21 protein-coding genes and 3 pseudogenes are annotated in these 21415 nt (G+C 66.5%); 12 read left to right on the top strand and 12 right to left on the bottom strand.

Going from position 1 to position 21415, the window contains the following annotated elements:
* A pseudogene (locus F784_RS25225) lies at positions 1-502 on the top strand (IS5 family transposase); the annotation flags it as partial.
* A 42-nt stretch (positions 503-544) separates the two neighbouring features.
* Here the strand turns inward: F784_RS25225 and F784_RS26085 are convergent.
* The gene (locus F784_RS26085; protein WP_157465122.1) at positions 545-1039 is read right to left on the bottom strand and encodes a hypothetical protein; all 495 of its coding nucleotides are present in this window, start codon (positions 1037-1039) and stop codon (positions 545-547) included.
* A gap of 122 nt (positions 1040-1161) precedes the next feature.
* Here F784_RS26085 and F784_RS27780 point away from each other — a divergent pair.
* From F784_RS27780 to F784_RS24485, 3 genes and pseudogenes are all read left to right on the top strand, one after another.
* Positions 1162-1272 (top strand): annotated as a pseudogene (locus F784_RS27780) (IS5-like element ISDds9 family transposase); the annotation flags it as partial.
* A gap of 157 nt (positions 1273-1429) precedes the next feature.
* Positions 1430-2130 (top strand): annotated as a pseudogene (locus tag F784_RS25220) (IS1 family transposase).
* A 215-nt stretch (positions 2131-2345) separates the two neighbouring features.
* On the top strand, positions 2346-3251 hold the full coding sequence (locus F784_RS24485; RefSeq protein ID WP_083939173.1) for a GGDEF domain-containing protein: 906 nt from the start codon (positions 2346-2348) through the stop codon (positions 3249-3251).
* Between the two features lie 175 nt (positions 3252-3426).
* On the opposite strand, the gene F784_RS0108325 is transcribed toward F784_RS24485, so the two are convergent.
* On the bottom strand, positions 3427-3849 hold the full coding sequence (locus F784_RS0108325) for an HU family DNA-binding protein (protein WP_019586268.1): 423 nt from the start codon (positions 3847-3849) through the stop codon (positions 3427-3429).
* 289 nt (positions 3850-4138) lie between these two features.
* Positions 4139-4558 carry an ester cyclase gene (locus tag F784_RS22655; protein ID WP_019586267.1) on the bottom strand — a complete coding sequence of 140 codons (420 nt, stop codon included), beginning with the start codon at positions 4556-4558 and terminating at the stop codon, positions 4139-4141.
* Positions 4559-4720: 162 nt separating this feature from the next.
* On the opposite strand from F784_RS22655, the gene F784_RS26600 reads away from it, so the two are divergent.
* From F784_RS26600 to F784_RS0108305, 3 genes are all read left to right on the top strand, one after another.
* Entirely contained in the window at positions 4721-4924 is a 204-nt protein-coding gene (locus tag F784_RS26600; protein WP_019586266.1) for a hypothetical protein, read from the top strand.
* Positions 4925-5041: 117 nt separating this feature from the next.
* The gene (locus F784_RS26075) at positions 5042-5224 is read left to right on the top strand and encodes a hypothetical protein (RefSeq protein ID WP_157465120.1); all 183 of its coding nucleotides are present in this window, start codon (positions 5042-5044) and stop codon (positions 5222-5224) included.
* Between the two features lie 368 nt (positions 5225-5592).
* Complete coding sequence (locus tag F784_RS0108305) at positions 5593-6228, top strand: DsbA family oxidoreductase (RefSeq protein ID WP_019586264.1); 636 nt, start codon at positions 5593-5595, stop codon at positions 6226-6228.
* An 8-nt stretch (positions 6229-6236) separates the two neighbouring features.
* On the opposite strand, the gene F784_RS22650 is transcribed toward F784_RS0108305, so the two are convergent.
* A complete protein-coding gene (locus F784_RS22650; protein WP_019586263.1) occupies positions 6237-7655 on the bottom strand; it encodes a replication initiator protein A in 1419 nt (472 codons plus the stop codon).
* A 741-nt stretch (positions 7656-8396) separates the two neighbouring features.
* Here F784_RS22650 and F784_RS0108295 point away from each other — a divergent pair.
* Entirely contained in the window at positions 8397-9173 is a 777-nt protein-coding gene (locus F784_RS0108295) for a ParA family protein (protein ID WP_019586262.1), read from the top strand.
* Positions 9170-10048 carry a ParB/RepB/Spo0J family partition protein gene (locus F784_RS0108290; protein ID WP_019586261.1) on the top strand — a complete coding sequence of 293 codons (879 nt, stop codon included), beginning with the start codon at positions 9170-9172 and terminating at the stop codon, positions 10046-10048. Before F784_RS0108295 ends, F784_RS0108290 begins: the two co-directional genes overlap by 4 nt.
* A gap of 2 nt (positions 10049-10050) precedes the next feature.
* Here the strand turns inward: F784_RS0108290 and F784_RS0108285 are convergent, their stop codons facing one another.
* The 5 genes from F784_RS0108285 to F784_RS0108265 are packed head-to-tail and all read right to left on the bottom strand — an operon-like array spanning position 10051 to position 15027.
* Positions 10051-10731 carry an MBL fold metallo-hydrolase gene (locus F784_RS0108285; RefSeq protein WP_019586260.1) on the bottom strand — a complete coding sequence of 227 codons (681 nt, stop codon included), beginning with the start codon at positions 10729-10731 and terminating at the stop codon, positions 10051-10053.
* A gap of 2 nt (positions 10732-10733) precedes the next feature.
* Positions 10734-11441: an HAD family hydrolase gene (locus tag F784_RS0108280; protein ID WP_019586259.1), complete on the bottom strand. Its 708-nt coding sequence runs from the start codon at positions 11439-11441 to the stop codon at positions 10734-10736.
* 51 nt (positions 11442-11492) lie between these two features.
* Positions 11493-12209 carry an ABC transporter ATP-binding protein gene (locus tag F784_RS0108275; protein WP_019586258.1) on the bottom strand — a complete coding sequence of 239 codons (717 nt, stop codon included), beginning with the start codon at positions 12207-12209 and terminating at the stop codon, positions 11493-11495.
* Positions 12206-13981: a branched-chain amino acid ABC transporter ATP-binding protein/permease gene (locus F784_RS0108270; protein WP_019586257.1), complete on the bottom strand. Its 1776-nt coding sequence runs from the start codon at positions 13979-13981 to the stop codon at positions 12206-12208. Before F784_RS0108270 ends, F784_RS0108275 begins: the two co-directional genes overlap by 4 nt.
* The gene (locus F784_RS0108265) at positions 13978-15027 is read right to left on the bottom strand and encodes a branched-chain amino acid ABC transporter permease (RefSeq protein ID WP_019586256.1); all 1050 of its coding nucleotides are present in this window, start codon (positions 15025-15027) and stop codon (positions 13978-13980) included. The genes F784_RS0108270 and F784_RS0108265 overlap by 4 nt, the downstream gene beginning before the upstream one ends.
* A 215-nt stretch (positions 15028-15242) precedes the next feature.
* On the opposite strand from F784_RS0108265, the gene F784_RS0108260 reads away from it, so the two are divergent.
* The 3 genes from F784_RS0108260 (at position 15243) to F784_RS0108250 (ending at position 18166) form a co-directional block, all read left to right on the top strand.
* A complete protein-coding gene (locus F784_RS0108260) occupies positions 15243-16157 on the top strand; it encodes an SPFH domain-containing protein (RefSeq protein ID WP_019586255.1) in 915 nt (304 codons plus the stop codon).
* A 33-nt stretch (positions 16158-16190) separates the two neighbouring features.
* Positions 16191-16388 (top strand): type II toxin-antitoxin system antitoxin, encoded by a 198-nt coding sequence (locus tag F784_RS0108255; RefSeq protein ID WP_019586254.1) that lies wholly within the window; start codon positions 16191-16193, stop codon positions 16386-16388.
* A 245-nt stretch (positions 16389-16633) separates the two neighbouring features.
* On the top strand, positions 16634-18166 hold the full coding sequence (locus F784_RS0108250; RefSeq protein ID WP_026332363.1) for a DEAD/DEAH box helicase: 1533 nt from the start codon (positions 16634-16636) through the stop codon (positions 18164-18166).
* A 478-nt stretch (positions 18167-18644) separates the two neighbouring features.
* On the opposite strand, the gene hpaI is transcribed toward F784_RS0108250, so the two are convergent.
* From hpaI to F784_RS0108235, 3 genes are read right to left on the bottom strand one after another with little or no spacing between them, the layout of a single operon-like run.
* Positions 18645-19406, bottom strand: a complete 762-nt coding sequence (gene hpaI, locus F784_RS0108245) for a 4-hydroxy-2-oxoheptanedioate aldolase (protein WP_019586252.1) — start codon at positions 19404-19406, stop codon at positions 18645-18647.
* Positions 19399-20241, bottom strand: coding sequence for a 2-oxo-hept-4-ene-1,7-dioate hydratase (hpaH, locus tag F784_RS0108240; protein ID WP_019586251.1), 843 nt, complete (start codon positions 20239-20241; stop codon positions 19399-19401). Before hpaH ends, hpaI begins: the two co-directional genes overlap by 8 nt.
* On the bottom strand, positions 20238-21341 hold the full coding sequence (locus tag F784_RS0108235) for a sulfite oxidase (RefSeq protein ID WP_019586250.1): 1104 nt from the start codon (positions 21339-21341) through the stop codon (positions 20238-20240). Before F784_RS0108235 ends, hpaH begins: the two co-directional genes overlap by 4 nt.
* Positions 21342-21415 lie beyond the last annotated feature (74 nt).

The raw sequence follows: 21415 nt of genomic DNA, 5'->3' as shown, positions 1-21415 counted from the left end.
TCCTCGACCTGCGGGAAGCGTTTATTGATGGCACCTTCAGTGCCGCCAAAAAGGGGGCGCGGAGGTCGGCCCCACAAAGAAGGGCAAAGGCACCAAGATCATGATCATCGTGGACGCGAGTGGCGTGCCGCTCGCGGTCCACACCAGCAGCGCCAGTCCTGCCGAGGTGACTCTGGTCCATGACCCGCTGGAAGCGTCGTTCGGTCTGGACTGTCCACGGCGGCTGATCGGGGACAAAGCCTACGACAGTGACCCTTTGGATGCCGAGTTGGCAGCGCTTGGGGTAGAAATGATTGCTCCTAACCGCAAGAACCGCAAGCAGAAAACGCAGGATGGACGACCACTGCGCCGCTACAAGCGGCGCTGGAAGGTCGAACGAACGATTGCGTGGCTACAATCTTTCCGACGAGTGCGAACCCGTGACGAGCGCAAAGCTCAGAATTTCCTCGGCTTCGTTCAGCTTGCCTGCATCCTCATCCTGTTACGCCGGATTTCCAGATGACTTCTGATAGAAATCAGAGGGGTGGTTGTAAAAGGTAACAACCTAATTAAGTAATTCATTGATGGCTTCCTTAACATCATCCTGTACTTCGCCATGAAGGACCAACTTCAGCAGTAATCTGACGTTTTCTCCCAGATACTCTGCCTCCCTGAGAGAATCAATGATATTCCATCTAAAATCTTCCTGGTTTGCTATACAATCAATAATAGTTTTAGTTAGGTCATAATTGTTGAGGCACTTATTGGTCAAATAGGCGGCCCATTGCTGCAAAGTTACGTCCTCATTCGGATCTGACAGTATTTTGTTTATTGCCGAACATAAATTGGTTCGTTCCCATTCTGGAGTATCAATATCCCTAATGGATCTGCATGCCTCAAACCTAACATAATCAGATTCTGAGTCGTCTGCTATTACTGATACCGCAAATACAAGTTTATCAAAGGATGGCTCCTCAAGAAATTTGTCCAACGAAGCGACCTTGTTGTTATCATCGTTGACATTATACCCAATCTGCTTTAGAGCATCCCAATCCACCATACTTTACTCACCTCATATTTGAAATGTTCTATTGATTCTCGTTGCAGAGTTCAGTATAGCAAGGATTGTCTCTGCAATCGCCGATACCTGTACTCTTATAACACCATTGATGTAACCGTCCCTTACAGTCCTTCCAACGAGTTCGAATTCGAGGCAAGCGCAGAGCTCAGAATTTCCTTGGCCTTGTTCAGCTTACTTGCATCCTCATCCTGCTACGCCGAATATCCGGATGAATTCTAGGCTCTCCTTCCTTCGTCAAGGCGAACAACTTGTCACAATGGTTCTGGCAACTTAAGTTCGGTAGACTGGTGAGCCGTGAGTGACCTGAAGCTGTATTGCCATCGTTTTCCCATGAGGGTAGTGGTTACGGGGACGTGATGTACGACTGGGGTGCCCGAGTGCCCAGTGTGCGGAAGTGTTCAAACCGTCAAGAACGGCAAGGCCAAAAACGGCACCCAGACCTACCTGTGCCAGGTCTGCGGTCGCCGCTTCCACCCAGCCGCCAAACCTGTGGCGCACAGTGAGGCCACGCGCACTCAAATTCTCGATGCCGTCCACGAACGGATGGGGTTGAGGGGCGTGCAGCGCGTCTTTGGCGTCCACCGCAACACCGTCATCCAGTGGATACAAAAGGGGCCGCCGAAGTGAGACAGACCGAAACGGTCTGTCTCACGCCTCTTGAAGAATTGATGGTCGAGCTGGACGAGTGATGGACCTTCGTGGGCCAGAAAAAGCAGGCCAGGTGGTGGTGGCTTGCCCGAGAACGCCGCACTCAAAAGGTGCTGGCTTGTGTTCTTGGAGATCGCAGCGAAGCGACCGTCTTCCAGCTGTGGGACCGCTTGCCCCTCTCCCCAGAACAGCGCCTGAAAGCAACCTGCTGTACGGACCTCTGGCGGGCCTACGACGAACCGTTGTTGGGCGTCAAATGCTTCACCCGCTGAGGGGAAATCAACTACGTCGAGCGGCTCAACTGCACCCTTCGACAACGCCTGGGTCGTCTGGTCCGCAACTCCCTCTCGTTCTCCACATCCGACGAGTTGCTCGGAGCCTCACTCACCCTCGCCTTCCACCGCCACAACTTGTCACGTTGATGCAGCCACTACCCAAATACCCTAGGTCGAATCTACGGGGGTGGCAGAGCAGGCATCCCTCCAGCATTTGAGGACAGAGGGCAGGGCTGCCCAACGGTTTACCTCTCCCCTCCCCTACCTGGGCCACGACCGACACCCCCTACCCCTCCTCTTCCTCAAGCCTCGCTAAGCGCTTTCCTCAGGGCGCAGGCGGGTTTTCAAAGCATGCTGTGCCGATGCCCGTGAGTCCACGACGCCCTGACCTCTTCTCCGTCTGGACTCACCTGGGATGGCATCTTCGTACCCTGCTTGTGGTCGCCGGTCTGGTCCTGCTGGCGCGTCTGTGCGGGCAAGTACTCGGGCCGGACTTCAGCGCCCACTTTCCCTTTCTCCCATTCTTCTCTTTCATCGCCCTGTGCGCGTACCTCCGCCGGGGATGGGGTGGCCTGTATGCCACGGTCCTGAGTACTCTGCTGATCCGTTGGGTCGACATGCCGCCCCCAGTTTCCACGCTGTCCCTGACCATCTTCGCGCTTCAGGGGCTGGTCATTACCGGCATCATCGCCTCTCTACATCATCTCAACCGGCGCCTGGGGCAGAGTCTGGCCGATCTGCAGCAGGTCAACGCGGAGCTGGCCGAGGTTCAGGCGGAACTGAACGTTGCGGCTTACAGCGACACGCTCACACATCTCGGCAACCGCCGCGCCTTCGAGGGTGACCTGGAGAGTTGCTACGCCGCCCTACAGACAGGGACCTTCACGTTCTGCCTGGCGCTGATGGACCTGGACGGCCTGAAGCAGATCAACGACACCCATGGGCACCTCCGGGGCGACGCGCTGCTGCGGGCCTTCGCCTCCTCCCTGCAAAGTGCCCTCCCGTCCCAGGTGCGCCTCTACCGTTTCGGCGGGGATGAATTCGCCGTAATCTGGCCCGAACTGCCCGCCAGCGAGGTCTACCGCATCGTGCAGGCCGTGCGGAACGCCGAGCATTTCACCCGGGACGTGGGGTTTCCCTTCATCGGCGCCAGCCTGGGCGTGGTCTGCGTGCCCGACGAGACCCGAACGGTCCTGGAAGCCCTGGAACTCGGGGACCGCCGTCTGTACGAACAGAAAAACATCCGCAGGCGGAGCCGGGTCGCCTGACCAACCTACAGCCTGCCCGCCCTACCGGGGCCGAGAAGCGGCCCGCTGTCGACGAACGCCTCCATGCGCGGTAAACTTCCGGGACCCCCAGCGCGCGGGGTTGCGCCTGGACCGGGCCGCGTCTTGGCGCCAAGAAAAAGCGCCCCGGTTGGGGCGCTTGGGCGAGAGCCGGGACTTACTCGGCGGCCGTGTCCTCGGTGATGCCGAGGGAGGACTTGAGCGTGCTGGCGACCTTGAAGGCGACCTTCTTGCCCGCGGGAATCTGAATGCGCTCGCTGGTGCCGGGGCGCACGCCGGTGCGGGCGGCGGTGTTCTTCACGCTCAGGGTCCCCAGGCCGGGCAGGCCCACGCTCTGGCCGCCCCGGATCGCGTCCACGACCACGCCCAGCATCGCGCTGACGGCCTCCTCGCTCTGCTTCTTGGTCAGGCCAGTCTTGTCCGCAACCCGCTCCACGAGCTGGGTCTTGGCAACCTTGCCGCTGCCGCCTTCGTTGCCCGAAGCGCGGCTGGTCTTGGCCTCTTCCTGGGCGGGGGCAGCCTTGGCGGAGGACTTCTTGGCGGGCGCCTTCGTTGATTTCTTCGTCATGGTGAGCAGCATGACATATGTTCGCGTGCTCGTGAAGAGGGTGGGAACTGTTTCAGGCCGACCAGCACGCACTCGGACACAAAAACACGGAAATTTAGCCCTCCAGCACGCATTTTCTATAAATGTTCATCAAATTACTTTATGGAGAAAGTGTGTGCCCGCGCGAGTGCAGGAGGTCCCAACCCCCAGTCCTGAGGGAGCCTGGCTGCCCCGGCGACCCCGCGCTTCCCACATCCGGGACTGTCACCGCCGCACCTCCGGAGGGCTAGATCTATTCGGAAACGACTGCGGCCTTCATGATTCAGCCGTCGTCTGGGCCGGGCAGTGCACCTCCTCCTCGGAGCTTCCTCATTCCGTAGAGGCGTGCGGGATGCCCCGCTTCCTGTAGAGCCCACCCCGCCGCTGAGGAGGGGGAGGGGCAGGAGGTCAGGGTCCGTGCCGGTTCGGGGCCAGTGAGCTGCCGCATCAGGCTGGGCGTGTCCATCAGGTGCCACAGTTCGGTGTTCTTATTGTCCTGCCAGCGCAGAAAGTGCATATGGCGCATCCTGATTTTCCTGCCGGTGGGGGGAAGGGTGCGGAAAGGCCCGATGTCGTACACCCCAAGGTGGGTCCCGGTCATGGTGGGGTGAAAGGCGACGATGTCCTCCTCGACCAGCACGTGATGCAGATCGGGGAAGGCCCGCCACATCATGGGCACGGCCTCCTTGAGGTGCCGCAACATGTTCGTCCCGCGAGGCTCCTAATGGTCGACCCCCGACTGGGAATCACCTCGTCGAAGAGGGAGATGTCGTCCTGGTTAAAGGCGCGCCCGAGGGTTTGCAGGGCCAGCTGCCGGTTGAGCTCTACCACCATATCTCCCCTACACATTGCACGTGAGGCGGGGGTGGAGGTCAGCACGGTTTACAGCGTCTTCGGCAACAAGCGGGGCATCTTCCACGCTATCCGGGAAGCCTGGCATCAGGCGTCGCAGCAACGGGACTTGACGCAGGAAGCGCTGATGCAGGAGGAGCCCTCCCGTCGGCTGGAACTCATGGCCCACCTAACCCGGCGGCAGTGGGAAACGGGAGCCGAGATGGTGCAGCTTTAACCAGAGCGCGGCAGGGCCGACCCCGAGGCGAAAGCCGAACTGTAACTGGCCCTCAGCGGCCGCCGCGCCAGTCAGCGGCACTTCATCGAGAACAGTGCTTATCTGCTATCCCCGGAGTTGAACGTGGAACGGGCCTCGGCGGTATTGCAGGCCGTGACGCTCTTCGAACTTTACCGGGAATTCGTTGTTGAAGCGGGCTGGACACCCGACGAATACGAGACCTGGCTGGCCCGCACGCTCCAGCAGCAACTGCTTCCACGCTCGGCAGACGACAAGGCCACTCCCCAGAGGCAGGTCTGACTTGAAGCTTTAATTTCTTACCATGTCCAACCACCAGCGCCGCTCGTTAGGCAGCAGTTTGTGGGGCGCGAGGCTCTGCTCGTCGCATGACGAGCAAAAAGAAGATTGCCAAAGACACACGAGATGATGACGTCTGGGTCGGATATGGTAAAATGTTCACGAACAGCTTTTACCACACCTGGTGTGGAGAGCCGAACATCTCGTCGCCGGTGCGAACGCACCCACAGGAGCGGTGACGCCGTCCTGGCCCCTCCGTTAGAGGAAGACACGGGGAGGGACAAGGATGGCGCGGGCACCGGGAGGAGTCGGGCGCGTTTCCGCGTGCCCAGAGCGGCCCGTCCACCGGACGAACGTGTTAGCGTCCAGGGATGACGGCTTCCCGGACAGCTCCCACGGACCTCTACTTCGATTTCCTGTGCCCCTTCGCGTGGCGCGGAGTGGAACTGGCCGACGTGCTGCGGCGGGAGCAGAGGCTCTCCTTCCGCCTGCGGCACTTCTCACTCGTGCAGGGCAACCACCCCGAGAACCCCGACCGCAAGAACCCGACGTGGTGGCTGCACGAGCAGGGGGCCGGGGAGGGCAGCCCGTCCCAGCAGGCCAGCCTGAGCGCCTTCCTCGCCGGGCAGGCGGCGGCCCTGCAAGGGGAGGAGGCCGCCTGGGCCTTCACGTTGGCGCTCCTCCGGGCGAGACATGAACACAAGGGGGAACTGGACGAGGGGACCATTCGTGCCGCCGCCGGGGAAGCCGGGCTCGACCTGACCCGCCTTGAGGCGACTCTTGCCGACGACGCGGTCCTGCGGGAGGCCCTCGCCGCCGACCTGCGGGACGCGGCGGCCTTGGGAGTATTCGGCACGCCCACCTTCGTGCTGCCGGACGGCCACGCGGCCTACCTGCGCTTCTCGAAGCTGATCCGGGATGGAACTGGGGCCCAGGCCCTCTGGGAACTCTACGGCGAGGTGCTGCACTCGGGGGCGGGCATCGAGACGATCAAGCGGCCCCGCTGAGTCTTCCCTCATCTCCCCGTGGGCGAGGCGGGGACCAGGCTCAGGCGAGCGCGGAGGTCGCGGATCATCGCGGTCCTCTGCCCGCTCGTCACGGCGCGCAGCACCCAGACCTTCACGTCGAGCGGGTCCTCCAGCCCCTCGTCCAGCGCGAGGCGCAGGGTGTCGAGTTCGGGCACCTTCAGGTCGTTGCGGAGCAGGAATGTCAGCGTCCGCATGACCTCCTCGACCTGCACCTCGCGGGGGAGGGCCCGCAGGGCGGTGTCGGCGTCCGATTCCTCTTCCTCCTGAGAAGGCCGTGAAGGTCCCTCCAACTCCTCGACCGTACTCTCTCCCCTTCCTCTGCCTCGCTGGACCTTCCTAGGCTCTTCTGGAGCCGTTACGGCCTCATCGGGAACTTGATACTTCTCCGGGTTCTTGAGAAGGTCCACGAAGAAGGCGGGGCGGCTGCGTGGTCGGTACCCCCCGGCCACGATGGTCTGGTAGCGGGTCAGGGTGTCCTCCACGTTCGCCTCGCCGTGCTCACGCACCAGTTGCAGGGCGCGGGTGTGGGTGATCCCGAGGTCGGCGAGGCTCTGCACGAGCAGCGGGTCAGGCGGGATGAAGGCCTCGCCGAAGGTGTAGTGCAACAGTTTTTTCTTGCCGCGGCCCAGGTATTCGACGCTTTTCAGGAAGCCCTTCTCGATCAGTTCCTCGTGGGCAGCGTCCAGGGTGCGCTGCGCCATGCTGGGCCGGTCGGTCACAATCTTGCAGGCCTCGGCCCATTCCATCAGGCCCACCTGGTACGACATCGCCACCTGCTCGGGGTTCTCTGGGTCGCGGCGCTGCGAGTCGAGCAGGCGGTACAGCGCCCGGGTGGGGGGCCGCTTGAGGGTCTGCATGAAGCTCAGATCGAGCGGCTTGATGTACCCCGAGCGCACGCTGCGGGCGATCTCCTGCGGCAGGGTGATCTTCAGGATGCTGGTAGCGTCGAGCCGCTCGGCCTCGCCCGACGAAAATTCCAGGCGGTCGATGTAGCGGAAGTTCACGTTCGTCCAGCGTTTGCGGGGGTGGTCGCGCCAGCCCTCGGCGATGAAGTAGTTCGTGGTGAGCAGCCGCTTGAGACTCTCGTCGAGCGCGGCGTAGTAGCGCCCGCTGGTGTCCAGCCCCGCCATCTGGAGAAGCTGGTAGGGCGTGCAGGTCACGCTGCCGTCGGCCGGAGCCCCCTGGTCGATGTACAGGTTCACGAGGGCGGCGCTGATGTCGGTGTCGATGCCGTGGGGCACGCCGTACTCGGGCATCGCCTGGCAGGTCACCTTGTAGCGCCGGTCGCCGTCCTCCAGCTCCACGCTCCAGTCGCGGTAGTCCGGGGGGATCCGCTCCTGAACGCTGATGAGGCTCAACCGGGCGATGTTGAGCTCGTCGAAGCGTTTGATTCCTTTTTCGGACACGGTTACCCCTTGTTTGTTGTTTTCTAGATCTTTTTATCTTTTAAAAGATTATATGTTGTCAACAACAAGCGCCGGGTCGCCGCGCGTCCTGGACGATGTTTTACCCCCCAAACGGCGCAAGTTGTCCGATAGTTTGGCGCAAGTTGTCCGATAGTTTTGGGGGTCAAACGGCGCAAGTCGTCCGATACCTCCCCCCCGAACGGCGCGAGTTGTCCGATACCTTTGGCGCAAGTCGTCCGATAGGTAGAGTTTGAAAACGGCGCAAGTCGTCCGATACCTCCCCCCCGAACGGCGCAAGTTGTCCGATACTTTTGAGCAAAACGGCGCAAGTTGTCCGATACCCCCTTATTTGGGAAAAAGAGCGGAAAAAAGTACGTGTGGGACAGGGGTGTGAAAAAAACGGCGCAAGTTGTCCGATACTCCTCTCTCCGAAAACGGCGCAAGTTGTCCGATACCCTGTTTTGTTGTTATTTGCAGAAGAAAGATGGAGAATTATGTAAATAACGTGTATAACCACTGCTGCTCCTCGCTCTGCGGCGGGTGGGGCAGGCTGGGAAGAGGCCAGCTCCCTCAACTTTCCAACTCTGACCCTTCCGGCCCGCTGCCCGGGCCACAGCTTGCCACCGCCTGGTCGGTCCGTCTATTGGAAATGGCGCAAGTTGTCCGACACTCCAAGGGCCTCTTTCCTGCCGCTCGTCACGTGACGAGCAAAGGCAGGCTCTTCCATGTAGGCTGGGAGAAATGCGGACGCTGACGTTCTTCAATCATGCGGGAGGGGTCATGAAGTCCAGCCTGACCCGCGACGTGGGCTACACGTTCTCGCAGGCCGGGCTTCGCGTATTGGTCGTGGACCTCGACCCACAGGCCAACCTGACCGACTGGCTGGGGGTGTCGGGCGTCACGCGTGAGCAGACGGTGTACGACACCGCGACGCGCGGCGATCCTCTCCCCTCCCCCACTGCGGCGCACGGCCTGGACCTGATTCCCAGCGACGTGTCCCTGGCCCTGGCGGAGGGACAGATGATGGGCGTGGTGGGCGCGCATCTGCACCTGCGCCAGGCGCTGCAGCTCGTAACAAGCCGGTACGACGTGGTGCTGATCGACAGCCCGCCCAGCCTGGGGCAACTGTCCATCCTGGGGGCGCTGGCGGCGGACCATCTGGTGGTGCCCGTCCCCACCCGGCAGAAGGGCATGAACGCGCTGGCGGGACTCTCGGAGGCGATGGCGACGTACCGCAAGCTGCGGCCCGACCTCACGGTGGCGCTGTACGTCCCCACCCTGTACGACGCGCGGCGCTCGCACGACCGGGAGGCACTGGCCGCCCTTCAGGGAATGCTGCGCCCCCTCGCCAGCCCAATTCCCGACCGTGGGGCAGTCTGGAACGACAGCGCGAGTGCCGGGCAGCCGGTGGGCGTGTACGCGCCGGGTTCCCCCGTTCACCAGGACGTGCTGCGGGTGACGGCGGAGATCGCACGGGCGGCTCACCTGAACGTGCAGATCCCCGGGGTGAAGGCGTGAGCCGCAAGGCCCGGCCCGCCATCGGCGCCCGGCTGACCGGACTGGTGGAGGGCGTGGAAGCGCTCGGCCAGCCCGCCGCGACCACCCTGCCCGTGGCGGACCTCCGGCCGGGGGCCTTTCAACCGCGCGTTCACTTTTCCCCCGAGGGGCTGGAGGAACTGGCCCGCAGCGTGCGGGAGCAGGGCATCCTCCAGCCGCTGCTGGTGCGGCCGTTGGGTGACGGGCGGTACGAGATCGTGGCGGGGGAACGGCGTTGGCGGGCCGCGCGGCTCGCGGGCCTGACGGAGGTGCCCGTGCTGCTGCGCAACCTCACCGACGCGCAGGCGCAACTCGCCGCCGCGGTGGAGAACCTGCAACGCGAGGACCTGAACGTGCTGGAGGAGGTGCGCGCCCGCCTCCAGGTCGCGGCCTCGACCCTGGGGGTGCCCGCGAACGAGGCGGTCGCCCGGCTCTTCGCCCTCGACCGCAGGCCGGAGGAGGACCCCGAGGCCGTCGCCCGGCTCGACACCATGTTTAGCGCGTTGGGGCGGGAAACCTGGCGCAGCTTCGTGAAGAACCGCGCCGCCGTGCTTAACCTCCCGGAGGATGTGCAGGAGGCCATGCGCGCGGGGCTGGACTACCGCAAGGCGCTTGTCGTTGGGCGGGTAGCGGACCCGGGGAGGCGGGCCGAACTGCTCCGGGCGGCGGTCGAGGGCGCGACCGTGCAGGCCCTGCGCGAGCAGGTCTCCCCTCCCCGACCACAGGAGGCCGATCCCGTTCAGGTCGTGGCACGCCGCCTCGCCGACCGCCAGACGCTGGCCGGGCTCGACGCCGCCCGCCGCCGCAAGGTGGAAAAGCTCCTTCAGCAGATCGGCGAGCTTCTCGATTCGGCATGAGATCAGTTGCTCGTCACGTGACGAGCAGCTTCAGCCTCCCGCGAACGCCCCGTCCGCTGCCGGATCTGCCCGGGAGTGAGCGGACCCCCGTGACCCGGCAGAATTGTCCTCAAGTCCAGCTCCGCTATGAGGTGCAAGGTGCCCACCGTCGCCCCATGGTCCTCGTTGTAGGCAGCGCGGGGAAGGTGCGCTCCGCGGCGCTCACCAATCACGGCGTCCCCAGCGACCAACACGCCGTCCCGCAGGAGGCCGATCTGACCGGAGGTGTGGCCGGGGAGGTGGACAATCTTCCAGCCCAGAATCTGCTCACCGGGCCGAGCGGCATGGAGGGCGGAGGCCGGAACCTTGGGATGAAGCCGCGAGAGGAATTCACCCAGACTCGGGTGACGGGCCGGGGAGGGGAGGCGGTGCTCCTCCCCGGTCAGCAGGCCATGCTCATCCGGGTGGGCGAGGATGGGAACGCCCAAGCGCGCGGCGAGAAACGCCCCTCCTGTGTGGTCGACGTGGTGATGGGTGAGCAGCAGCGCGTCGGGCTGAAAGCTTCGCAGCAGACGGGCAAAGCGGGGCACGTAGGGGAGGGCTCCGGCGTCCACGACGAGCCGCCCCTGAGGCGTTTCCAGCAGGTAGACGTTCGCGTACAACCGGTGCACCTGAACATTGACCCTACTCCCGAAAGGGGCCATGCTCACTCGTCCTCGTCGCCGGAGGACTCGAGGCGGGCGAGGACGGCACCGACGACCGGGCCGTCCCCCGGTGTCACCGCGTAGTCGCAGAGGGCGAGGAAGGCGGCGTCCGAGGCCCGGGCGCTCACGCCGAGGGTCAGGTCCACGTCCTCAAGCCCAGACAGGATGAAGTTCACGGCGCTCTCGGGGTTCACCTCGCGGGGGAGCAATGTGAGGGTGTCCCCCTCCCCGATCAGGCGCAGCTCTCCCCGGAAAGGCCCCTCGTCCAGCCAGGTGCGCCACTCCCGCTCGGCGGCGCTCAAGGCATGCTCGACGCCGTGGGGGTGGCGCACGGTCACCATCAGCGGGAGGCCCTGACGCTCGTGCAGCTCGGCCTCGGTGCCCAGTTGCCCCAGCCAGCCGATATGCTGGGCGGCCTGGAAGGCGAGGCGGAGCGCCCCCTCGCGCTCGCGCAGGGTCTCCAGGGTCAGGCGGCGCCAGGCGGGGTCCTCCTCGCCGTCGGGGGTCAGGACGACGGCGCCGTGCCGCAGCACCTGCCAGGAGGTGAAGGCCGCCGGAACGTCGAGAATGCCCTCCTCGTCCAGAGCAGTCACGGGGATGAGTTCAGCGCCCGACAGCAGCGCCGCGAGGGCGGCCTGGGCGGGCCGCAAGTCCTCCGACGGGTCGTTCGGGATCAGCACACCCGCCGGGTTCACGAAGGCAACGATCATGCCCGCACTCTAGAGCGCGGGCATGTGGGCAAAAGGGTGGGGGAGATGGCGCTAGCCTCCCAGGTAGCTCGCCCCCAGCTCGGGGTTGCGGGCCAGCTCGGCGGCGGGGCCATGCATCCGCACCTGACCGGTTTCCAGCACGTAGGCCTCGTCGCTGATGGCGAGGCTAGCGCGGGCGTTCTGCTCGACCAGGAGCACCGTGACGCCCTCGGCCCTCAGCCCCCGCACGATGCCCAGGATGTCGCGCACGATGAGGGGCGCCAGCCCCAGCGAGGGCTCGTCGAGCAGGAGCAGTTTCGGTTTGCCCATCAGCGCCCGGCCGATGGCGAGCATCTGCTGCTCCCCGCCCGAGAGGGTGCCCGCGAGCTGGCGGCGGCGCTCCGAGAGGCGGGGAAAGCGGGTGTAGACCTCCTCCAGCTCCCGGCGCCAGTTCTCGCGGCGGCGGCTGTAGGCCCCGAGCTGGAGGTTGTCCGCCACCGTCATGGAGGCGAAGAGGTCGCGCCGCTCGGGCACCAGGCTGATTCCCCGCGCCACCCGACCCTCCAGCGGCACGCCGCGCAGCGACTCGCCCGCGTAGGTGAGCTCGCCGGCCGAGGGCAGCACCCCCATGATGGAATTCATCAGCGTCGTCTTGCCCGCCCCGTTCGCGCCGATCACGCTGACGATATGCCCGGCGGGGACCTGGATGCTCACGCCCGAGAGGGCCTCCACCCGCCCGTACCGGGTGTGCAGGTCGCGCACGTCGAGCAGGAGTGGGGGGGCCGTCACGCGACCTCACCCGGCACGTCCACACCCAGGTAGGCCTCGCGCACGGCGGGGTTCCGGCGAATCTCGGCGGGCGTCCCCTCCGCCAGCCTCTCACCGTAGTTCATGACGACGAGGCGATCCACCAGGTTCATCACCAGGTCCATATCGTGTTCCACCAGCAGGATGGTCACGCCCTCGTCACGCAGGCGGCGCAGCAGGGCCACGAGTTCCATCTTCTCGCCGTAGCGCAGCCCGGCGGCGGGCTCGTCGAGGAGCAGCAGGGTGGGGTCGGCGACGAGGGCGCGGGCGACCTCCAGGATGCGCTGCTGCCCCAGGGCGAGGTTCCCGGCGAGCGCGAAGGCCTGATCTTCCAGCCCCACCCGCCGCAGTTGCCGCAGCGCCTCGTGTTGCAGGGCGGCCTCCTCGGCGCGCTCCAGGTGCAGCAGGCTGGCGACCAGCCCGGCCCGGCCCCGAGCATACCCGCCCATCATGGTGTTGGCGAGCAGGGTGAGGTCGGGGAGCAGGTGAACATGCTGAAAGGTGCGCGCCACACCCAGACGGTGAATCTGCCCCGCGCTCAGCCGGGTGATATCCCGGCCCACGAGGGTGACCCGCCCGCTCGTGGCCGGATTCACCCCCGTGATGAGGTTGAAGACGGTACTCTTTCCCGCCCCGTTCGGCCCGATCAGGCCCAGGATTTCCCCGGCACGCAGCTCGAAGGACACGTCGTTCACGGCGCGCAGGCCGCCGAACTGCTTGACGGCGTGTTCGACGCTCAGGAGGGGTGTCCCCGGCGTCGGCCTCCCCCGTTCCGGCAATCGCGTCCGTTCGGGCAGCAGGCGCACCCCCTCCTGCGGCAGTCCCCGCTCGACGAGCGGCCACAGGCCACGCCGCGCGAATTGCAGGGTCAGGATGACGAGGACGCCGAAGACGATCACCTCGAAGTTGCCCTGGGCGCCAATGATCGCGGGTAGCAGGTCGCGCAGCCACTCGCGCAGCAGGGTGATGAGCCCCGCGCCCAGCACGCCCCCCCACACGTGCCCAGAGCCGCCCACCACCGCCATGAACAGGTACTCGATGCCCGCTTGCAGGCCGAAGGGCGTGGGGTTCACGAACCGCTGGCTGTGGGCGTAGAGCCACCCGGCCAGCGAGGCCATCAGCGCGGCGAGGACGAAGACCTCCACCCGCAGGCGGAAGGTGTTCACTCCGAACGCCTCGGCGACGAGGGGGCCGCCGCGCAGAGCACGCATCGCCCGCCCGACCCGGCTGGAGAGCAGGAACTGGGCGCCGACGGCGGTCAGCGTGAGACAGACCAACGCCAGGTACGCGAAGGTGCGTGGCGAGGTGAGGATCAGGCCGAACACGCTGATCGGCGGGATGTTCGTCAGGCCGGTGAAGCCGCCCAGCGCCGGGGTGTTGCCGAACACGTAGTACAGGCTGATGCCCCAGGCGATGGTCGCCAGCGGCAGGTAGTGCCCCTGCATCCGCAGCGTCATCAGGCCCAGCAGCCAGGCGATCAGGGCGGTGACGCCGAAGCCCGCGAGGAGGCCGAGCCAGGGGTTCCAGCCCGCCTGTGTGGTGAGCACCGCCGTGGTGTACGCCCCCAGCCCCATAAAGGCCGCCTGCCCGAAGGAGGTGAGCCCCACGACGCCGGTCAGCAGCACCAGCCCGGTGACCACGATGGCGAAGATCAGGATGTTCACGAGCAGCGTGACCTGAAAGAGCGGCAGTACCAGCGGCAGGGCGAGCGCCACCAGGCCCGCGAGGACGGCCAGCCACCGCCGCGCCCTCATTCCTCGTCCTCGGGGATATGGCGGGTGGTCAGCGAGCGCCATAGCAACACGGGCAGGATCAGGGTAAAGACGATGACCTCCTTCCAGGCCGAGAGGCTGAAGGAGGCGAAGCTCTCGATCAGGCCGACCAGGACCGCCCCCGCCGCCGCGAGGGGATAGCTCACCAACCCGCCGATAATCGCGCCGATAAAACCCTTGAGGCCGATCAGGAAGCCCGAGTCGTAGGTCATGGCGACGCTGGGGCCGATCAGCATGCCGCCCAGCGCGCCGATCAGGGCGGCCAGCGTGAAGGTCAGCCTCCCTGCCGACGCGGGGCTGATCCCGACCAGCCGGGCGCCCAGGCGGTTGACGGCAGTCGCCCGCAACGCCTTGCCCGCCATCGTCCTCTCGAAGAAAAGGTACAGCCCCAGCATCAGGAGAGCGGAAACCAGGATCACCAGCAGGCTCTGCCACGTCAGCGTCACCTGCCCCAGCGTGACGTTCCCGGCCGCGAAGGGGGGCGTGCGCGCGCCCTCCGGCCCGAAGAACACCAGCGCCAGCCCGGTCAGGGCGAGGTGCAGGGCGACGGAGGCGATCAGCAGGACGAGGACCGTCGCGTTCTGGAGCGGCTGGTACACCGTGCGGTAGACGAGCGGCCCCAGCGGCGCGACCAGGGCGAGCGTGAGCAGGACCTGTCCCCAGAGGGGCAACTTGAGGGGGGCGGCCCAGGAAGTGAGGACCCAGAGGACGGCGCCGATCACCACCGCGCCCGCCAGCGTGAGGAGTCCCCTGCCTGTCAGCCCCCGCCGGGCCTGACTGAACGCCTCCATCACGGCCGCCACACCAAGCAGCACGAGTAGCAGGGAGAGCGTGCCCGGCACCCGCCCCAATTGCAACGAGGCGAGCGTGAGGGTGCCGAAGACGACGAACTCGCCCATCGGGATGAAGATCACCCGGGTGACAGCGAAGACGAGCACCAGGGCCAGCGCCAGCAGCGCGTACACCGCGCCGTTGGTCAGCCCGTCAGCCGCGAGAATCGGAAAGATGGTGGGGTCGAAAATCTGCATGGGGACTCCGGCGGCTGGGGGAAACGGTAAGGGCGGAAGGTGGGCCGCACCACCGCCGCGCCCCGCTGGGAATTGTATTTGCCGCACCATACGTGCTTTGCGGGAGGGTGACAACCGCCGGGCCGGGGTGGCGCAGGGTCTTCTCCAAGGTAGGGACCGGCACATCCCCTTTCCGGGTCAGAATCAATATGATATCATCCTGATAGGAGGTTGGTATGAATAAACTGGAGAAGGCGCCCCTCACTGTCGGTCCGCAGGGTGGAGTCTCGCCCGCCACTGGGGTGGCGAGTGTCGAGCGCCGCGCCTTCGGGCTGCCGGGCGTGCCCGCCGTGCTGCTGTGGCTGGTGCTGGCGGTCGTCACGCTTTGGCTGCTCGTCGCCGGACAGTTCGTCTGGGGAATTCTGGCGGGCATCCTGGCCCTGTTCGCCCTGGCCGGGTTTTTCATCGTGCAGCCCAACCAGGCCAAGGTGCTGACCCTCTTCGGGCGGTACGTGGGGACCGAGCGGCGCAACGGCTTTTACTGGACCAACCCCTTCACGGTGCGCCGCAACGTGTCTCTGCGGATTCGCAACTTCAACTCCGAGCGGCTGAAGGTGAACGACCAGATGGGCAACCCCATCGAGATCGCCGCCGTGATTGTGTGGCGGGTGGTGGACACCGCGCGGGCGGTTTTCGACGTGGAGGATTACGAGGAGTTCGTCGAGATTCAGTCCGAGACGGCCCTGCGCCACCTCGCCGCCCAGTATCCCTACGACGAGTACGAGGGGCACGGCTTCTCGCTGCGGGGCAATCCCGACGAGGTCGCCGAGGCGCTGGGGCGCGAACTCGCCACCCGGCTGCGGCACGCGGGGGTGGAGGTGCTCGAAGCGCGGCTCTCGCACCTGGCCTACTCGCCCGAGATCGCCGGGGCGATGCTCCAGCGCCAGCAGGCGAGCGCCATCATCGCCGCCCGGCAGCAGATCGTGCAGGGCGCGGTCGGTATGGTCGAGATGGCGCTGCGCGAACTGTCGGAGCAGGGCATCGTGCAACTCGACGAGGAGCGCAAGGCGCAGATGGTGAGCAACCTCCTCGTGGTGCTGACCAGCGAGCGCGGCACCCAGCCCGTGGTCAACGCCGGGAGCCTGTATTGAGTGCAGTCGCCCGGAAGGTGAGGTGAGGCGGCTGTGGCCCGCAAGAATTACCCGCTCCGCATCAGCCCTGAGCTGTACGCCGCGCTCGAACGCTGGGCCGCCGACGACCTGCGGAGCGTCAACGCCCAGATCGAGTACCTCCTGACCCAGAGTGTGCGCCAGGCGGGGCGCTGGAAGGGGAAGACCGAGCCTGAGCCGGACTCCCCCCCGACCTCCAAAGAGCCCTCCTGACTCCTCACCCCCGGCCCCCACAGTCGGGGGCGCGGTTTTGCGGCATACTGTGTCCGTTTGTCTGTGAAGTCGAACCTCCGGCAGAACAGACCTCCTCAGCAGGCAGACGACCCAGCAGCGCGGAGAGCCAGGCGAGACCCGCCTGAGGCGTTCCTTTCCTTCCCCAGCGCCCTCTCCAGCGCTGCGCCTCCACCGGGAGCGGCCCATCCGCCCTCCCGCGGTGTGTTCTGCCGACAGGACGTTCCATGACTCCCACTCGAACCAAAGACCAGCCTGAACGCACTTCGGCTCAGGCCACCGACCGCTCTGCCACCCCCACGCGCCCTGGCCAGCATCGGGAAGGCCAGGACCGGACTCGTCCCGGGCAGCCTGCTCCCGGCTCTTCCCCTGTCACCGACTGGCAGAGGTTTCTCGGCGGGCGCACGCCCACCCCGGTGCAGGCCGGAGCCATCCCCGCCCTGCTTGCCGGGCGCGACGTGATCACCACCGCCCGGACGGGCAGCGGCAAGACGCTCGCCTTCCTGATCCCGGCCGCCGCCCGCGGCATCGGCATGGGGACGCCGCGCGGCATGCGGCCCGAGGTGCTGGTCGTCACGCCCACGCGCGAGCTGGCCGTGCAGATCCGCGACGTGGCCCGCGAACTCGGGATGCCCGCCGGGCGCATCACGGGCGGCATCACACCCAACCAGACCCGGGGCGAGGCGAGCGGCAAGGGCGTGATCGCCGGAACGCCCGGACGCCTCAAGGACCTGATCACGCGCGGCGAACTCTCCCTCGCCGGGCTGCGCTACGTCGTTCTGGACGAGGCCGACGAGCTGCTGAGCCTGGGCTTCCTGAAGGACGTGGGCGACATCCTGCGGGCGGCACAAGCCGCGGCCGGCCGGAACCTCCAGATCGCCATGGCCTCCGCCACCTTCCCCGCCGCCATCCGCGAGGTCGCGGAGCGCTTCATGCACGCCCCCGAGCGCATCGACATCGCGCCCGAGCGCTCGGCCGAGGCGGCCCAGAGTGACGACATCCTGGGCGGGGCGACCGGCGCCACCCACCTGCTCGTCCACACCACGCGAGAGGACGTGCTGGAGGTGGCCGCCGAGCACGCGCGCGAGGCCCTGCGCGCCCCGGGCGGCTGCGTGGTGATCTTCTGCCGCACCAAGGCGCTCGTCAAACGCCGCGCCGAGCGGCTGGCCGCCCTGCTCCCCGGCGAGGAGGTCAGCGCCCTTCAGGGCAACATGGATCAGAAGAAGCGCGAGCGGACCATGGACCTGTTGCGCGAGGGCCAGTCGCGTGTGCTTGTGGCGACCGACATCGCCGGGCGCGGCATCGACCTGCCCGAGGTGCGGCTGGTCATCCACATGGACGTGGCCTCCACTGCCGAAGACCACGTCCACCGCTCGGGCCGCACCGCCCGCGCGGGGCGCCCCGGCGTGAACCTCGTCCTCCTGATTCCCGAGCAGCGCGAGCTGTGGCGCAACGTGCGCCGCGGCCTGCCCGCCGCCGTTCAGCCGACCCTCACCCGCGAGGAGGGCCAGATCGACAAGGCCATCCAGGAGAAGCAGGGTCAGGGCCGGGGAGGCGGAGGTGGACGCCCGGGGAATCCCGGTTCACCCCAACCCCGGCAGGGGCACCCCCCGCGCGAGGCGGGGACAGCCGGTCATGGCCGCGCCCAGCAGGGCCAGAAACGGACCGCCAAACCGCACCCCCACAACGCTCAGCGCCTCGACACGGGCACGGGAGCTGGCCGGGTCGGGCCGCAAAAGGCGCGGGGCCGCAGACGCTAAGCCGTCAGGAGAGGGGGGAGAGTCGGGCACGGCTCTCCCCCCGGCCCTTCTGCTCGTCACGTGACGAGCAGAAGGGTGTTCTTTGGGATCGCTCCGGAATTTGTCCCCAGAACACCCACACTCAGGCTCAATGTCATGGAGGAAGGGCAGCCCTCCTGCCGAATGGATCTGGCGGTGCTGCCCGGCGTCGGCTACCTCCCCCTGCGAACTCAACGCGAGCCGTTCGACTGCGCTGCCGAGAACCTCTCGCGGCGAGGAGAGCTTTTGCCCTGGTAAACTTTCCCGGTGACTTTCACTCTCTGGGAGGTGAACCAGGTGGCGCTTGGCGGTGCCCAGAGCAGAGAGACCGATGCCAACCGCGACCCCCGGGCGGACCAGCAACGAATGGCCCGGGGTGTAAATAAATGGGTGTGGAACCGAGCTCAGTAAGCTTCAGGTCCACGCCCCTCTTTGCTCGTCACGTGACGAGCAACCCGCCCTACCCCCTGAACCGCGTCGCCAGTTCGCTCGTCATACGGGCCAGCAGCAGCACGTCCACGCCCACCGCGACGAAGGTGTAGCCCCATTCCAGGTAGGTCTGGGCCACCGCCTCGTCAGTCGCCAGGATGCCCGCCGCCTTGCCCGCGGCGCGAAGCCGCGCCGCCGCGTCCCGGATCGCCGCCTGCACGTCCGGGTGCCCGGGATTCCCCAGGTGCCCCATGCTCGCGGCAAGGTCGGCGGGGCCGACGAACACGCCGTCCACGCCGTCCACCCGGGCGATGTCGTCCAACTCCCCGAGGGCCCCGGCTGTCTCCACCTGGAGCAGCAGGCAGACGCCCTCATTCGCGTGCCGCAGATAATCCGCGTCGCGCGAGAAGCTGCTCGCCCGCACCAGGGCGCTCGCCACGCCGCGTATGCCCTGCGGCGGATAGCGGGTGGCCGCGACCATCTCCCGCGCCTGGGCCGCCGACTCGACCATCGGGATGAGGAGGTTCCTGGCCCCAATGTCGAGGAGTTGCTTGATCAGGACGGGATCACCGACAGGGGGTCGGACCACGGGCGCGGCAGGATAAGGCGCGACCGCCTGAAGCTGCCTCAGCATGCTCCGCACGTCGTTGGGAGCATGCTCGCCATCGATCACCAGCCAGTCGAACCCCGCCCCGGCACAGAGCTCGGCGCTGTAGGCGTCCGCCAGGGCCAGCCAGAAGCCGTAGAGACGGTCGCCACGGGTCAGGGCCGCTTTGAAGCTATTGTCAGCCATGCCGCGATTCTCCCGTGAAGCGGCACGAGAAGGTGCCCAGCGGTCCGTAGTCGAAGGTGAACACGTCGCCAGAGGCTATATCGACCGGGCGGGTAAAGGACCCGGCCAGCACGATCTCGCCCGCCTGCAAGCCCTCCCCGTGGGGAGCGAGGCGGTTGGCGAGCCAGGCGATGCCGGTCGCGGGATGACCCAGCACGCCCGCCGCCACGCCCGTTTCCTCGATCACACCGTTGCGGATGCAGAGCGCGGCGGCCCAGCGCAGGTCGAGATCGTCGGGGCGCGTGGCGCGGCCCCCCAGGATCACCCCGGCGTTGGCCGCGTTGTCGCTAATGGTGTCCGTCACCCGGCGAGGCTTGCCCGTCGCCTTGCTCACCCGTTGAATTCGCGCATCGATGATCTCGGCAGCGGGCGTCACGTACTCCGTGGCGCGCAACACGTCGAAAAGAGTCACACCCGGCCCGCGCAGGTCCGCTTTCAGGAGGAAGGCGAGTTCCACCTCCACCTTCGGCGCCACGAAGCGCGAGAGGGGAATGTCCCCGTTCGGCTCGAAGAACATGTCGTCGAGCAGCGCCCCGTAGTCCGGCTCGTCAATTTGCGAGGCTATCTGCATCGCGCGGGAGGTCAGGCCGATCTTGTGCCCCAGAATGCGGCGCCCACCCTCCAGCTTGCGCGCCACCCAGGCCCGCTGGACCGCGTAGGCGTCCGCAATCGTCATCCCTGGAAAGCGCTCGGAGAAGGGCGTGAGCTGAATGCCACTCGCCTCGGCCCCCTCCAGTTCGGCGGCCAGGCTGGAAAGCTCGGTGTCTGGAAGGATGCGCTGGATACTCTCGGTCATGGGGAGCTTTCTTGCACGTCCACCTCGATGGGCAGGGGGTGGGTGATCATGTAACTGCCCCGCGCCGGGTCGTGGCAGGTCGGCTGCACGCGTCCGTGGGTGTCGGTCGCGCGGGCGAGAAGGGTCGGGCGAACAGGCCCCCCGGGCACCTGCCACAGAAAACGCCAGCGCCGCCAGACATGGGGCTTGGGTGGATCGATGAACTCCGCGTCCGCCCAGGTGCAGCCACCGTCCACGCTGACCTCGACCCGGGCCACCTCCGCCTCGCCAGCCCAGGCCGCGCCCGTGACCTCGTAGGGGACTCCGCAGGGCACCACCTCGCGGGGGGCGGGGCGGGCGATGGCGGCCTTGAGCTGGAGGGGCCCGATGGGCCGGAGCTGGGGCGGCAGGCCGTCCCGGGTCTCCCAGTAGGCATAGTCCACCGTCTGGAAGTACCCCTGAAACGGTTCGGGGACGACCTGCACCGCCGTGAGCCACTTCACCGACGCCATGCCGTACCACCCTGGCACGACCGCGCGCACGGGGAACCCGTGATCGGGCGTCAGCACCTCACCGTTCATCTCGTAGGCGAGGAGCACGTCGTCCAGAGCCTTGGCGAGCGGCACGGAACGCGCGTAGCTGATCTCGCCGGGCGACGCCACCGGCTCGGTCATCACCCCGCGGTCGGCGCCCTCCAGCACGACCTCCCAGGTCGCCGCCACCTCGGGCAGCCCGGCGCGTTCGAGCACCGCCGAGAGCGGCACACCGGTCCAGCAGGCGGTGCCCACCGCGCCCAGTTCCCAGGGCACACCGCGTGGCCGGGGGGACAGGAAGGTGCGGCCATTGCCCGCGCACTCCATCGTGGCGGTGAGGGTGAGGGCAGGCAGGGACTGCAGCTCCTCCAGTCCCAGCCGCAGGGGATGAAGGACGGCTCCGCCCACCGTCAGGCTCCAGTCCTCGGCGGTCAGGGGCGGGGTGGGAAAGTGGTTGCGGACGTAAAAAGATGCTGTCGTCGTCACCCGGGAGTTCAGGTCACGAAAGGGAAATTCCAGGTTGGGCAAGGACGAATCGCGGGGGATCAGGCCGGACGCGCGGCCCGGTTCCTCGGGAGATGGGATCATGAACCCTCCTGGCTGAGCACCCGCTTCAGCAGAAGGGACAAAAAGCGCGCGGCTCTCTGCCCCCCGATGTTCAC

The sequence above is a fragment of the Deinococcus apachensis DSM 19763 genome, from assembly GCF_000381345.1.
In the GTDB taxonomy this organism is placed as follows: domain Bacteria; phylum Deinococcota; class Deinococci; order Deinococcales; family Deinococcaceae; genus Deinococcus; species Deinococcus apachensis.
The sequence above is the reverse complement of the archived record's forward strand: the minus strand, read 5'-3'. Positions and strand labels throughout refer to the sequence as shown.

Bases quoted from the DNA above. Each gene is read 5' to 3' on its own strand.
- F784_RS0108250 (WP_026332363.1), top strand. From the start codon at position 16,634: ATGACTCCCACTCGAACCAAAGACCAGCCTGAACGCACTTCGGCTCAG.
- F784_RS26085 (WP_157465122.1), bottom strand. From the start codon at position 1,039: ATGGTGGATTGGGATGCTCTAAAGCAGATTGGGTATAATGTCAACGAT.
- F784_RS0108265 (WP_019586256.1), bottom strand. From the start codon at position 15,027: ATGCAGATTTTCGACCCCACCATCTTTCCGATTCTCGCGGCTGACGGG.
- F784_RS0108305 (WP_019586264.1), top strand. From the start codon at position 5,593: ATGACGGCTTCCCGGACAGCTCCCACGGACCTCTACTTCGATTTCCTG.
- F784_RS22655 (WP_019586267.1), bottom strand. From the start codon at position 4,558: ATGTTGCGGCACCTCAAGGAGGCCGTGCCCATGATGTGGCGGGCCTTC.
- F784_RS24485 (WP_083939173.1), top strand. From the start codon at position 2,346: ATGCCCGTGAGTCCACGACGCCCTGACCTCTTCTCCGTCTGGACTCAC.
- F784_RS0108285 (WP_019586260.1), bottom strand. From the start codon at position 10,731: ATGGCCCCTTTCGGGAGTAGGGTCAATGTTCAGGTGCACCGGTTGTAC.
- F784_RS0108235 (WP_019586250.1), bottom strand. From the start codon at position 21,341: ATGATCCCATCTCCCGAGGAACCGGGCCGCGCGTCCGGCCTGATCCCC.
- hpaI (WP_019586252.1), bottom strand. From the start codon at position 19,406: ATGGCTGACAATAGCTTCAAAGCGGCCCTGACCCGTGGCGACCGTCTC.
- F784_RS0108260 (WP_019586255.1), top strand. From the start codon at position 15,243: ATGAATAAACTGGAGAAGGCGCCCCTCACTGTCGGTCCGCAGGGTGGA.
- F784_RS0108325 (WP_019586268.1), bottom strand. From the start codon at position 3,849: ATGCTGCTCACCATGACGAAGAAATCAACGAAGGCGCCCGCCAAGAAG.
- hpaH (WP_019586251.1), bottom strand. From the start codon at position 20,241: ATGACCGAGAGTATCCAGCGCATCCTTCCAGACACCGAGCTTTCCAGC.
- F784_RS0108295 (WP_019586262.1), top strand. From the start codon at position 8,397: ATGCGGACGCTGACGTTCTTCAATCATGCGGGAGGGGTCATGAAGTCC.
- F784_RS0108280 (WP_019586259.1), bottom strand. From the start codon at position 11,441: ATGATCGTTGCCTTCGTGAACCCGGCGGGTGTGCTGATCCCGAACGAC.
- F784_RS0108270 (WP_019586257.1), bottom strand. From the start codon at position 13,981: ATGAGGGCGCGGCGGTGGCTGGCCGTCCTCGCGGGCCTGGTGGCGCTC.